The 12,600-nt window shown below is 65.0% G+C and carries 10 protein-coding genes; 2 read left to right on the top strand and 8 right to left on the bottom strand.

Annotated elements, in window-relative coordinates:
- Positions 1-3: 3 nt before the first annotated feature.
- The 6 genes from mgrA to Q1A36_RS14700 form a co-directional block, all read right to left on the bottom strand.
- Entirely contained in the window at positions 4-1,074 is a 1,071-nt protein-coding gene (gene mgrA / locus Q1A36_RS14725) for an L-glyceraldehyde 3-phosphate reductase (protein ID WP_299845617.1), read from the bottom strand.
- Entirely contained in the window at positions 1,067-3,964 is a 2,898-nt protein-coding gene (gene ileS / locus Q1A36_RS14720; RefSeq protein WP_299845614.1) for an isoleucine--tRNA ligase, read from the bottom strand. Before ileS ends, mgrA begins: the two co-directional genes overlap by 8 nt.
- Before the next feature lie 307 nt (positions 3,965-4,271).
- Positions 4,272-5,087 carry an NAD(P)-dependent oxidoreductase gene (locus tag Q1A36_RS14715; RefSeq protein ID WP_299845611.1) on the bottom strand — a complete coding sequence of 272 codons (816 nt, stop codon included), beginning with the start codon at positions 5,085-5,087 and terminating at the stop codon, positions 4,272-4,274.
- Entirely contained in the window at positions 5,084-5,536 is a 453-nt protein-coding gene (locus tag Q1A36_RS14710; protein WP_299845608.1) for a MarR family transcriptional regulator, read from the bottom strand. The genes Q1A36_RS14715 and Q1A36_RS14710 overlap by 4 nt, the downstream gene beginning before the upstream one ends.
- Before the next feature lie 48 nt (positions 5,537-5,584).
- Entirely contained in the window at positions 5,585-7,066 is a 1,482-nt protein-coding gene (locus Q1A36_RS14705; RefSeq protein ID WP_299845606.1) for a UdgX family uracil-DNA binding protein, read from the bottom strand.
- Positions 7,066-8,295, bottom strand: a complete 1,230-nt coding sequence (locus Q1A36_RS14700; protein ID WP_299845603.1) for a putative DNA modification/repair radical SAM protein — start codon at positions 8,293-8,295, stop codon at positions 7,066-7,068. The genes Q1A36_RS14705 and Q1A36_RS14700 overlap by 1 nt, the downstream gene beginning before the upstream one ends.
- Positions 8,296-8,388: 93 nt before the next feature.
- Here Q1A36_RS14700 and Q1A36_RS14695 point away from each other — a divergent pair, with 93 nt between their 5' ends.
- A complete protein-coding gene (locus tag Q1A36_RS14695; RefSeq protein WP_299845600.1) occupies positions 8,389-9,180 on the top strand; it encodes a DUF3445 domain-containing protein in 792 nt (263 codons plus the stop codon).
- Between the two features lie 63 nt (positions 9,181-9,243).
- Here the strand turns inward: Q1A36_RS14695 and Q1A36_RS14690 are convergent, their stop codons facing one another.
- The gene (locus Q1A36_RS14690) at positions 9,244-9,666 is read right to left on the bottom strand and encodes a glyoxalase superfamily protein (protein ID WP_299845599.1); all 423 of its coding nucleotides are present in this window, start codon (positions 9,664-9,666) and stop codon (positions 9,244-9,246) included.
- Between the two features lie 318 nt (positions 9,667-9,984).
- Here Q1A36_RS14690 and Q1A36_RS14685 point away from each other — a divergent pair, with 318 nt between their 5' ends.
- Positions 9,985-11,052, top strand: coding sequence for an alkene reductase (locus tag Q1A36_RS14685; RefSeq protein ID WP_299845597.1), 1,068 nt, complete (start codon positions 9,985-9,987; stop codon positions 11,050-11,052).
- A gap of 79 nt (positions 11,053-11,131) precedes the next feature.
- Here Q1A36_RS14685 and glnA read toward each other — a convergent pair whose 3' ends face one another.
- Positions 11,132-12,538, bottom strand: a complete 1,407-nt coding sequence (gene glnA / locus Q1A36_RS14680) for a type I glutamate--ammonia ligase (protein ID WP_299845594.1) — start codon at positions 12,536-12,538, stop codon at positions 11,132-11,134.
- Between the last annotated feature and the right edge of the window lie 62 nt (positions 12,539-12,600).

Here is a 12,600-nt window from a genome sequence, read left to right as displayed (position 1 = left end):
TCCTCAGCGCTCGCCCGCGCCTTCCGAGGATCGCGCCCAGAGGTTCACATCGCCCCCTTCGCTGAGCGTATCGATCCGCGCCAGTTCCTCGGCGCTGAACTCGAGGTTCGTCAGCGCGCCGACGCAATCCACCACCTGCTCGGGCCGCGAGGCACCGATCAGCGCGGTGGTCAGCCGCCCGCCCCTGAGGCACCAGGCAATGGCCATCTGCGCCAGCGTCTGCCCGCGCGCCTCTGCCAGATCGTTCAGCCCATTGAGCCGCGCGATCATGTCCGGGCCGAGCCAGTCGGGCGACAGCGATTTCCCCTGCGCCGCCCGGCTGTCCGTCGGAATGCCCTGAAGATACTTCCCGCTCAGCAGCCCCTGCGCCAAGGCCGAAAAGCCGATGCTGCCGATCCCCAGATCCTCCAGCGCGTCCAGAAGCCCGTCGCGCTCGACCCAGCGGTTCAGCATGTTGTAGCTCGGCTGGTGGATCAGGCAGGGCGTGCCCAGATCCTTCAGAATCGCCGCCGCCACCCGGGTGCGGTCGGTGTTATAGCTGGAAATCCCCACATAAAGCGCCCGCCCCGATCGAACGATATGATCCAGCGCCCCCATGGTTTCCTCCAGGGGCGTGTCGGGATCGAAGCGGTGGGAATAGAAGATATCGACATAATCGAGCCCCAGCCGCTTCAGCGACTGGTCGCAGGACGCGATCAGGCTCTTGCGGCTGCCCCATTCCCCATAAGGCCCGGCCCACATCTCGTAGCCGGCCTTGCTGCTGACGATCAGCTCATCCCGCAGGCTACTGAAATCATTGCGAAGAATCTCGCCAAAGGCTTCCTCGGCACGGCCCGCCCGAGGACCGTAGTTATTCGCCAGATCGAAATGAGTGATGCCGTGGTCAAAGGCCGTCCGGGCGATGGCCTGCTTCACCCGATGCGGCGTGTCATCGCCGAAATTGTGCCAAAGCCCAAGGCTGATCGCCGGCAGCCGCAGACCCGAGCGCCCGCAGCGTCGATAGATCATCCGCTCGTAACGATCCTCGGCCGGGTGCCAGACCTGCTCCTTGGGCTTCGGCGGACGCTCAGGCATTGCTCACCACCGCGTCACAGCGGGCGCAAAGGCCCGGATGCTTGTGCGTGCCGACATCGGGCAGGATCTTCCAGCACCGCTCGCATTTCTCGCCCTCGGCCAGCTCGAAGACGACGCCCACACCCGGCACCTCGGCCAGACGGAAGGCCTCGTTCGGGGCCGGATCGGCGGTCAGCGACAGGTCCGAGACGATGCAGAGATCGGCGAAGTTGATCGATTTGAGCGCCGCAAGGATCGGCGCCTCCTCGACATGCACGACCGGCGCGGCCTCGAGGCTGGCACCGATGGTCTTGTCGGCGCGCTTGACTTCCAAGGCCGCCGTAACCACCCGGCGGGCGCGGCGGATATGCTCCCATTTCGCGGCCAAGGGCTCGTTCAGCCAGTCGGCGGGCGTCACCGGGAAGTCATGCAGATGCACGCTGTCATCCTCGGAGGGGAAGCGCGACAGCCAGACATCCTCCATGGTGAAGGGCAGGATCGGCGCCAGCCAGGTCACGAGGCGATGGAACAGGATATCCAGCACCGTCCGGGCCGAGCGGCGGCGGATGCTGTCCGGCGCGTCGCAATAGAGGCTGTCCTTGCGGATGTCGAAATAGAAGGCCGACAGATCCACGGTGCAGAACTGGAACAGCGTCTGGAACACGCCCTGGAAATCATAGGCGTCGTAACCCTGCCGCACCTTGTGATCCAGCTGCGCGAGGCGGTGCAGGATCCACTGTTCCAGCTCGGGCATGTCCGCGGGCGTGACGGACTCGGCCTCGCTGAACCCGGCAAGGTTCCCCAGCATGAAGCGCAGCGTGTTGCGCAGCCGGCGATAGCTGTCGGCGGTGCCCTTCAGGATTTCCGGCCCGATCCGTTGGTCGGCGGTATAATCCACCTGCGCCACCCAGAGCCGCAGGATATCGGCGCCATATTGCTTGATGACCTCGGCGGGTACGATGGTATTGCCAAGCGACTTGGACATCTTCATGCCCTTTTCGTCCAGCGTGAAGCCATGGGTCAGCACGCCGCGATAGGGCGCCCTTCCCTTGGTGGCCGAGGCTTGCAGCAGCGAGGAGTGGAACCAGCCGCGATGCTGGTCGGTGCCTTCCAGATAGAGGTCCGCGATCCCGTCCGGCGCGCCATCGGCCCGGTCGCGGATCACGAAGGCATGGGTCGAGCCTGAATCGAACCAGACGTCCAGCACGTCCATGACCTGGTCGTAATCCTCGGGATTGGCCACGCCCTCCAGCACGGTCTCCTTGAAGCCCGGCCGATACCAGGCATCCGCCCCGTCCTTCTCGAAGGCGGCGATCACCCGGTCATTCACCCGGGCATCGCGCAGCAGGAAATCGGCGTCATCGGGCCGCGCGCCCTTCTTCACGAAGCAGGTCAGCGGCACGCCCCAGGCGCGCTGGCGCGACAGCACCCAGTCGGGCCGGTTCTCGACCATCGAGAAGATCCGGTTCCGCCCGGTCTGCGGCGTCCATTTGACCAGCTTGTCGATCGAGGTCAGCGCGCGGGCGCGGATCGTTTCGCCATATTCACCCATGCCATCGTCCAGCGTCTTGTCGATGGCCGCGAACCATTGCGGGGTATTGCGATAGATCAGCGGCGCCTTGGACCGCCAGCTGTGCGGATAGCTGTGCTTGACCTTGCCCTTGGCCAGCAGCGCGCCGGCATAGGCCAGCTGCTTGATGACGCTGACATTGGCCGGGCCATCCTTGCCATCGGGCAGGATGATCGCCTCGCCACCGAAGAGCGGCAGGTCTTTGCGGTAAGAGCCATCCGGCTCGACATTATAGGTCATCGGCAGGCCGAATTTCTGACCCAGCTGATAGTCGTCATCACCATGGCTGGGGGCGGTATGGACAAAGCCCGTGCCCGCCTCCTCGGTGACATGATCGCCGGGCAGCATGGGAACGTCATAGTCCCATTCGCCCGCGCCGCCGTCGACGCCGCGCATGGGATGGGCCAGAACCAGAGCGCCCAGCTCCTCGGCCGAGACATCGCGCAGGCGGGTGTGGCTTTCGACCTTGGCCGAAGCCATCACCGCATCGGCCAGCGCATCGGCCAGAACTAGCCTCTCGCCCGGCTTGGCGGTGGCGTTTTCCTGAACCGTGCCAACCTCGTAGAGGCCATAGCTGATCGCCGGGTTGAAGGCGACGGCGCGGTTTTGCGGGATGGTCCAGGGGGTGGTGGTCCAGATCACCACCGAGGCGCCGTCCAGCCCCCCGTCCACCGGCTTGAACCGGACCCAGATCGTATGGCTGGTATGGTCGTGATACTCGACCTCGGCCTCGGCCAGCGCGGTCTTCTCGACCGGCGACCACATCACCGGCTTCGACCCTTGATACAGCGAGCCATCCATCAACAGCTTCATGAACTCGGCCGCGATCACCGCCTCGGCGTGGAAGTTCATCGTCAGATAGGGATCGTCCCATTTGCCGGTGACGCCGAGGCGCTTGAACTCCTCGCGCTGGACATCGATCCAGTGCTCGGCGAAGCGACGGCATTCCTGCCGGAACTCGACGATATCGACGGCGTCCTTGTCCTGCCCCTTCTGGCGGTACTGCTCCTCGATCTTCCATTCGATCGGCAACCCGTGGCAATCCCAGCCCGGCACATAGCGCGCATCGCGGCCCATCATCTGCTGGCTGCGGACCACCATGTCCTTCAGGGTCTTGTTCAGCGCATGGCCGATATGCAGGTTCCCGTTCGCATAGGGCGGGCCGTCATGCAGGATGAAGGGCGTGCGGCCCTGCCCGCGCTCGCGCAGGCGGTCATAGATGCCGATCCGCGCCCAACGCTCCAGCCATTCGGGCTCGCGCGCGGGCAGGCCGGCACGCATGGGGAAATCGGTCTCGGGCAGGAAGACGGTATCGCGATAGTCGGGGGTCTCGGCGCTCATCGGGCGGTCCTTTGGGTCGGTCGTTTCGGCAGAATCGATCCCGGCGGCGCGAAGGCTCACACCGCCGGGCTGCTAATTCGTATACCGAAACCCAGAAATCTCATGCCGTTCTCTATAGGAATGACGCCCGCAAGCTGCAAGCGCCGGGCCTTTCATCTTCGTGCAAATATCCCGGGGGGGATCGCCGTCAGGCGATGGGGGCAGCGTGCCCCCCGGGCTGAGCTGGAACGTGCAGATGGACCAGTGCAGGGGTTCGGTATTGCTGTCGCGACTTCTTCCCGTTGCCTTCAGGCGTTCCCATGTGCCGTTAAAGCATATCCTCTCTCGCAGCCTGCCATGTCGTCGCCACTTCGGGCCTGAAGCCCAAGCTTTGCGCCAGCGATCCGTCCAGAACGCCGTACCAGGGATGGGCAAGCGGCGCGGCGCTTGGCTCCATGGGTTTTCCGGCCAACACGCTCAGGTCGAAGATGGTCATCGGCGCATCGTCCACGGTGTTGACAACGTGCCCGTCCAACACGCCATCAAGACCCATCTTTACGACGGTTGCGATGTCGCGATGATGAATCATGCTCAGCCGGTTGGCGGGATGCAGCTTGAGCAATTGAGCAATATGAGGAATCTGCCCGATATGCCCGTCCGCGTCGCCATAGACAAAGCCGAAACGTAATATCGACCAGTTCAAGCCGCTTTCACGTAGCGCGTTTTCGGCTGCGACCTTGCTGGCGGGATAGTCGCGTTCCGGTGCGACAGGGTCGGTCTCCAGTGAAGCCTTGGGGCTGTCCCCGTTGTAAACCAGACCAGTGCTCGCCATGATGAACCGGGCATTGGCCGCGTGCTCTCTGGCGGCCGCGATCAAGTTGCGCGTTCCCTCGAAGTTGACCTTCCAGATCTGCTCTGGCTCTGGAGTGCGCAGGACGGCGGCAAGGTGGATGATGGCCTCCACGCCCGTCACGGCCTCGACCAGCGACGCGGGATCGAGGATATCTCCCTCGACTGCCGTCACGCCGGACGGAACCGACTTGCCGGCGTGCACCAGTGCACGGCAATCGATACCAGCGTCTACAAGCCGAGGCAGGAGCCGGGCGCCCAAGAGACCGGTACCGCCAGTAACAAGAATGGTCATGACTTTTTGCCTTTTTTAAGCAGATTGTTCAGCCGTTCCGTCCCTACGCTGAGCACGCGAGCGACGGTCTCAAGATCGTCTTCAGGAACGCCCTCGAAGGCAGTTTTCGAGATGAGATCGATCGGATTGGGTAGAGTGGCCCAGAGGACCCGCCCTGCCGGGGTGATCGAGAGATGCTTCTGTCGCTGGTCCTCAGGGTCGGTCGCCTGTTCGACAAGTCCCTTGCGCACAAGCGCCGCGACAACGCCGCTTAGCGTCGGCTTCTCGACTTGCAGCGGTATCATCAGATCGCGCTGCGCGACGGGCCCTTCACGAACAAGGTGCCAAAGCACATACCATTGCGTTGATCCGAGATCGTAGGGCCGCAGCGTCGCGTCGATAACCGAACGGGCCGCAAGATGATACTTCTTGGCCCAAGCTCCGGCGGATTGATGATTGTCAGAGGTCAAAACAGCACCATATAGTTCGCTACAAAACCAATATAGTTCGGTACCGAATTATGTCAAGAACGGACCGTCTGCGGATCCTGAGCCGGAAGTTTCAACACAGATCGTCCCCTTGCCTACCAGCCGCCCGGCCAGCGCCAAATCGTCGCGCAATTGCTGACGCGCATCCCGCGACGCCGCACCATCAAGCCGCAGAATATAGCTCGGATGCCAGCTGACCAGCACATCCCCGCCATCCAGCGCCCGTTCGACCCGCCCGCGCCGTTCGGTCAGGCGCCCCGCCCGCCCGGTCAGCGCATAGGCGGCGGAACCGCCCAGAGCGAGTGTCAGGCGCGGCGCGACAAAGCGGCGTTCGAGCCCCAGCCACCAGCGGCAATGCTCGATCTCGCCCCGGTCGGGGTTCTGGTGCAGACGCAGCTTGCCGCGCGGACGGAACTTGAAATGCTTGACCGCATTGGTCAGCCAGACCGGCCCCAGACCCGCCTGCGCCATCTCCTGGCGCAGCAACCGCCCGGCCGGCCCGACAAAGGGCCGCCCCTGCAGGTCCTCGTGATCCCCGGGCTGTTCGCCCACGATCATCAGCGCGGCGGTCGGATCGCCCTCGCCCCAGACCACCTGCGTCGCCGCCTCGCAGAGCGAACAGCGGGTGCAACCGCGCGCGGCCAGTGCGGCCTCATCCAGGCTTTGCGGCTGATCGGGCAGCGGCGCTGGCGCCAGCCGGTCGAGGATGCGACCCACATGGGCCGGAGGCTGTGATGGCATCGCCGCCCGCATCGCCGCCACCCGCCCTTCGGCATCCGCCAGCATCTGTGGAATCAACCGGGTCTCGGGCAGGTTCTTCCAGTATTTCAACGGCATTTCCGACTTCATCGCCGCGATCTTGACCCGCGCGGGATTGAAGATGTTCTGGAAATAGGTGCCCCACAGGGCCTCGCTGGCATCCTCGGGCAGATCGGGACGGGTCTCGGGTGGAGGGGAGAACGTCAACTCCCCCTGCTCGAAGCGGGCCGTCGCCTGCGGGGTCAGGATGATCCAGTCCATATCGCCGAAGCGGCGGGCGAAGAACGGCGTCGCCCGGTCGACGATCAGGTGCGAGGGCTCGAACCAGGCGGCAAAGCGGCGGCGCGGGCCAGCGCCCGGCAGCTCGCGAAAGCGCAGAAAGGCGTGCATCTTATGGATGTCGCGGCGCACCGAACGGGCCAGCGCCGTCAGCCGCAGGGTCAGCGGATCGGCCGGATTGGCGATGGCGCGGCGATCCCGCTGATGACGCAGCATGGCCTGATAGGCCAGTGACGGGGCCTGCGGATCGTCGTGGCAGATGACGGTCTCGAGTAGCGCGATCAGCGGCTTGCTGGCGATGACCGGGCGCGGCCCGTCCCTGTCCGGCAGAGGGTCATCGTCAAACAGGCTCGCGCCCGCGCCATCGCGCGCCCAAGACACCTGATCGGCGGCAATCCCGTGACTGGCCAGCCGTCGCGCGGCCGCGCGCCAGGCCGCAGCCGCCCCTAGCATCGGCAGCGCCACGCGCGGCATCAGAACAGCGAAAGTTGCTGTGGCGCCGGCGCGAAGCGCGCGCGCAGCCCGGCACTGTCGGTCAGCCCGCCGGGCGACCAGTCGAGCAATGTCACGAAGGGTTGCGCCTTTTTCATCAGCGCCCCGATCCGCAACAGATCGCCATAGCGCAGCGGGCCCGAGCGCCGTGCGGCGATGATCCGATCGACCGTCCGCGTGCCAAATCCCGGCACCCGCAGCAGGGATTCGCGCGGGGCGCGGTTCGGATCGACCGGAAAGGCCGCGCGATTGGCCAGGGCCCAGGCCAGCTTGGGATCAAGCGCAAGGTCCAGATTGCCCGAGGGGGCGGGCCCGGCGATTTCGTCCGCGTCGAAACCGTAGAAACGCATCAGCCAATCCGCCTGATAGAGCCGGTGCTCCCGCAGCATTGGCGGTCGGACCAGCGGCAGCGCGGCCGAGGCATCGGGGATCGGGCTGAAGGCCGAGTAATAGACCCGGCTGAGCCGATAGCCGGTGTAGAGCCGCGCCGCCGTGCCCAGAATATCGCGATCAGTGGCGGCATCGGCCCCCACGATCATCTGCGTCGACTGCCCCGCCGGGGCAAAGCGCGCGGGCCGCTTGCCGCCATGGCTGCGATCACGGCTGGCCTCGCGCGCAAGGCGCACATCAGCCATGGCCGCGCGGATCGTCTCGGGGCGTTTCTGCGGCGCAAGGCGGCGGGTGCTGGCATCCTGCGGCAACTCGATATTGATCGACAGTCGGTCGGCATAAAGCCCCGCCTCATCGATCAGTTCACGGCTGGCCTCGGGAATGGATTTCAGATGGATATAGCCCTTGAAGCCATGATCCAGCCGCAGCATCCGCGCGATGCGCACCATGTCGGCCATGGTGTCGTCGGGGCTGCGGATGATGCCCGAACTGAGGAACAGCCCCTCGATATAGTTGCGACGATAGAATTCCAGCGTCAGGGTGACGACCTCTTCCGGGGTGAATCGCGCCCGCTCGACACCCGAAGACACGCGGTTGATGCAATAGGCGCAGTCATAGATGCAGAAATTCGTCATCAGGATCTTCAGCAGGCTGATGCAGCGCCCGTCCGGCGCATAGGCATGGCAGATCCCGCTGCCCCCGGCACTGCCGATGCCGCCCTTGCTGGAATCGCGCCGGGTCGTGCCGCTGGACGCGCAGGAGGCGTCGTATTTCGCGGCATCGGCAAGAATGGCCAGCTTGTCCTGCAGGGTTTTGCGCATGATGGAACAAAGATAGAACACGACAGAAGCGCGGACAAGTTGATCTATCGCAAGCCCCTTGCCCACAGCGCGTCCCGGCGGCACAGATGAGCCATGAGCACCGTCCTGCAATCCCGTCTCGACTTCGCCCCCTGGACCGACCCGGCCACCCGCCGCCTGCCCGGCACCATCCCGGTCGCGCCTGCGGACTGGCTCAGGGTCGATGATGCCTATGCCGGCCAGATGGCGCTGCGTGACCGGCTGATCGCCGATCATCCGGAAACGGTGCTGGCGCTGGACGATGCGGCGCGACCGGCAGCGCAGGAACTGCTCGGGATGATCCTTCCCTTGCTGCCGGCACTCGGGCACCGGGTCGCGGATGGCAGTGTCACCCGCCCGGATGGCGTCACCGTGCCGCTGGACCCCGATGCCCCGATGGCGACGCTCGGCCGGCTGACCGCCGAGGACCTGTGCCTGATGGACCGGCGCGAGGGCAGCGAGGAACATCTGCTGGTCGCCGCCGCCCTCTGTTTTCCGGCGGGCTGGACGCTCAAGCAGAAATTCCTGCGCCCGATGATCCGCATCCACCAGCCCGTCGACCGCTATGACGCCGATGTTGCGCGGCGCGTGCAGCGACTTCTGGACGGGGTGCAGCCGGGTCGCGGGCTGCTGCGCGGCACGGGCCATTGGGCCAGTTCCGGCCTCCACCACCCGCTGACCGAAGAGCGCAAGGCGATCCCGCCCGGCGAGACGCCCTTCATCCGGGTCGAGCGGCAATGCCTGTTCCGCCTGCCCGAAAGCCGCGCCGTGGTGTTTTCCATCCATACCAGCATGATCCGCCCCGAGGCGCTGAGCCCGGAACAGGCCGCGCTACTGGAGGAGTTTCCCATCCGCCGCTCGTCCTGAGGGGCGAAACGAAACAAGGGGGCCAATGGCCCCCTTGGTCCGTTTATCACTGGTCCGGGTCGCTCAGGCGGCTTCCAGCACCAGGTGCGGCTGGCCGTCCGAGGTGCGGCTGATGCTGCGCCCGTCGGTGTTCACCGTGGCGTTGATCCGCTTGCGCGGCGCCTCGAACAGATCCGAGCGCGACACGTCCACCGGTTTGTCAAAGGCGATGGTCAGCGCGTGGTGGTTGCGGCCGCGTTCGCTGGCCGCGATCACCCGCCCGGTAAAGGGCTGGCCCAGATAGCGGCCGCGCACCGCGCCGCCGAATTGCCACAGCGGCGCCGTTTCGGCGGTCGCTTGGGCGGTGTTCCAGTCGCGCGCGCCGTGGCTTTGCGCCACCAGTTCCAGCGCCTGCGAATGGGTCACGGGATTGCCCGCGCGGGTCAGCGCAGCGCGCAGGTTCTTGGCCTGCGATTTCAACGTATTCACATCATGGGTCATGGCCATGGTTTCAGTCCTTCAGACAATGATGCCGTAGCAGGGCGGGGCTCACATTGCCGCCATCGGGCATATTGCCGAAAGCGGGTAGCAGTTCAGGACTTCACCAGAGGCGTCTTGCCTTGTGAGCGGCCGGGGCCTGAACCCGAGGCGCCGATATGGGGCAGGCCCGATCGGCGTTCAAGCCCCCTGCCCCCGGCGGAGCCACGCGGGCGAGTTCCATGCCATTTCCGCAACACGCCCATGCGAAAATCCCCCGGCTGCCAACTTGTCGCAGGCCCGCCCCGGACATAGCTGCAAAAGCCGGACAACCCGAAAGGATCTGTAATGACCACGCTTTTCACGCCGGTTGATCTGGGCGCGCTGCATCTGCCCAACCGCATCGTGATGGCCCCGCTGACCCGCAGCCGCGCCGGCGACGAGCGGCTGCCGAATGCGCTGATGGCCGAATATTACGCCCAACGCGCCGAGGCCGGGCTGATCATCAGCGAGGCGACCAGCGTTACGCCGCAGGGCGTGGGCTATGCCGCCACCCCGGGCATCTGGAGCGACGAACAGGTCGAGGGCTGGAAACTCGTGACCGAGGCCGTCCATGCTCGCGGCGGCCGCATCCTGCTGCAACTCTGGCATGTCGGCCGGATCTCGGACCCGGAACTCTTGAACGGCGATCTGCCGGTCGCGCCCTCGGCGATCCAGCCGGCCGGCCATGTCAGCCTGCTGCGTCCGCAGCGCCCCTATGCCACCCCGCGCGCGCTGGAAACCGATGAATTGCCCGGCATTGTCGAGGCCTATCGCAAGGGCGCCGAGAACGCCAAGCGCGCCGGCTTTGACGGGGTCGAGATCCATGGTGCCAATGGCTATCTGCTGGACCAGTTCCTGCAGGACAAGTCGAACCGGCGCGAGGATGGTTATGGCGGCTCGATCGAGAACCGCGCGCGTCTGTTGACCGAGGTGGCTGACGCGGTGATCTCGGTCTGGGGCGCGGATCGCGTCGGCCTGCATCTGGCCCCGCGCGGCGACAGCCATGACATGGGCGACAGCGATCCCCATGCCCTCTTCACCCATGTCGCGCACGAGATGGGCGCACGTGGTCTGGCCTTCCTGATGCTGCGCGAACATCCGGGCGACGACAGCCTGCTTGGCGCGATCCGCGAGGCCTTCGGCGGCCCGGTCATCGCCAACGAGGGCCTGACCCCGGCCAGTGCCGAGGCGCTGGTCGCGGAAGGCCGCGCCGATGCGGTTGGCTTTGGGCGCGATTTCATCGCCACCCCCGATCTGGTCGCCCGCATCCGCGCCGGTGTGGCGCTGAACAAGCTCGATCCCTCGACCCTCTATGTCGGCGGTGCCAAGGGCTATACCGACTATCCGGCGCTGGCCGAGATCGCGGCAGAGTAAGCGCGCCAGACCGAAGCCATATACGGCCAATAAAAAAGGGCGCCTCGCGGCGCCCTTTTCCATATCACTGTTCCCGGGATCAGCAGCTGTAATACATCAGGTATTCAACCGGGTGAGGCGTGTGCTCGTAGGCGTAGACCTCTTCCCATTTCAGCGCCATGTAGGATTCCAGCTGGTCGCGGGTGAAGACATCGCCCGCCAAGAGGAAGTCCATGTCCTTCTCCAGCTCTTCCAGCGCCTCGCGCAGGCTGCCGCAGACGGTCGGGATCTCGGCCAGCTCTTCCGGCGGCAGGTCATAGAGATCCTTGTCCGAAGCCGGGCCCGGATCGATCTTGTTCTTGATCCCGTCGAGGCCGGCCATCAGCAGGGCCGAGAAGCACAGATAGGGGTTGGCTGCGGGATCGGGGAAGCGGGCTTCCACGCGCTTGGCCTTGGGCGATTCGGTCCACGGGATACGGACGCAGCCCGAGCGGTTGCGGGCGGAATAGGCGCGCAGCACCGGGGCTTCGAAGCCCGGGATCAGACGCTTGTAGCTGTTGGTCGAGGGGTTGGTCAGCGCGTTCAGCGCCTTGGCATGTTTCAGCACGCCGCCGATGAACCACAGGGCTTCCTGCGACAGGTCGGCATATTTGTCGCCGGCGAACAGCGGCTTGCCGCCCTTCCAGATGGACATGTTGACGTGCATTCCCGAGCCGTTATCGCCCTTCATCGGCTTCGGCATGAAAGTCACCGTCTTGCCATAGGCGGCGGCGACGTTGTGGATGACGTATTTGTACTTCTGGATGTTGTCGGCCTGCTCGGTCAGCCCGCCGAAGATCATTCCCAGCTCGTGCTGGCAGGTGGCGACCTCGTGGTGGTGCTTGTCGACCTTGATGCCCATGCGCTTCATGGTGGACAGCATCTCGCCGCGGATATCCTGGCCGGTATCGATCGGGTTCACCGGGAAATAGCCGCCCTTGTGCTGGGCGCGGTGTGCCTGGTTGCCCATCTCGTATTCGGTATCGGTGTTCCAGGCGGCATCGGCCGCGTCGATCTGGAACGACACCTTCTGCGGCGTGACCGAATAGCGCACGTCGTCGAAGATGAAAAATTCGGCTTCCGGCCCGAAATATGCGGTGTCGCCGATGCCCGAGGATTTCAGATAGGCTTCGGCCTTGACGGCGGTGCCGCGCGGATCGCGGCTATAGGCCTCGCCGGTATCCGGTTCGACCACGTTGCAATGCACGCAGAGGGTCTTCTCGGCATAGAACGGATCGATATAGACCGAGGCCGGATCGAGGATCAGCTTCATGTCGGACTGGTCGATCGACTTCCAGCCGGCGATCGAGCTGCCGTCGAACATGAAGCCTTCCTCAAAGAAGTCCTCGTCGACCAGATCGCGGTCCAGCGTCACATGCTGAAGCTTGCCCTTGGGATCGGTGAAACGAACGTCGACATAGGCGACTTCTTCGTCCTCGATCAGCTTCAATACGTCTTTGACTTTCATCTCTTCCCCTTCTTCTTCATGGGCCGACCCGGCGCGAAGGCCGGGCCGGTATTGCGTTGATC

Source organism: uncultured Paracoccus sp., from assembly GCF_947487305.1.
Classification (GTDB): domain Bacteria; phylum Pseudomonadota; class Alphaproteobacteria; order Rhodobacterales; family Rhodobacteraceae; genus Paracoccus.
This window is presented reverse-complemented; position numbering and strand designations above follow the sequence as displayed.

Coding starts and splice junctions, on each gene's coding strand:
- mgrA (WP_299845617.1), bottom strand. CDS start 1,074: ATGCCTGAGCGTCCGCCGAAGCCCAAGGAGCAGGTCTGGCACCCGGCC.
- ileS (WP_299845614.1), bottom strand. CDS start 3,964: ATGAGCGCCGAGACCCCCGACTATCGCGATACCGTCTTCCTGCCCGAG.
- Q1A36_RS14715 (WP_299845611.1), bottom strand. CDS start 5,087: ATGACCATTCTTGTTACTGGCGGTACCGGTCTCTTGGGCGCCCGGCTC.
- Q1A36_RS14705 (WP_299845606.1), bottom strand. CDS start 7,066: ATGCCGCGCGTGGCGCTGCCGATGCTAGGGGCGGCTGCGGCCTGGCGC.
- Q1A36_RS14700 (WP_299845603.1), bottom strand. CDS start 8,295: ATGCGCAAAACCCTGCAGGACAAGCTGGCCATTCTTGCCGATGCCGCG.
- Q1A36_RS14695 (WP_299845600.1), top strand. CDS start 8,389: ATGAGCACCGTCCTGCAATCCCGTCTCGACTTCGCCCCCTGGACCGAC.
- Q1A36_RS14690 (WP_299845599.1), bottom strand. CDS start 9,666: ATGGCCATGACCCATGATGTGAATACGTTGAAATCGCAGGCCAAGAAC.
- Q1A36_RS14685 (WP_299845597.1), top strand. CDS start 9,985: ATGACCACGCTTTTCACGCCGGTTGATCTGGGCGCGCTGCATCTGCCC.
- glnA (WP_299845594.1), bottom strand. CDS start 12,538: ATGAAAGTCAAAGACGTATTGAAGCTGATCGAGGACGAAGAAGTCGCC.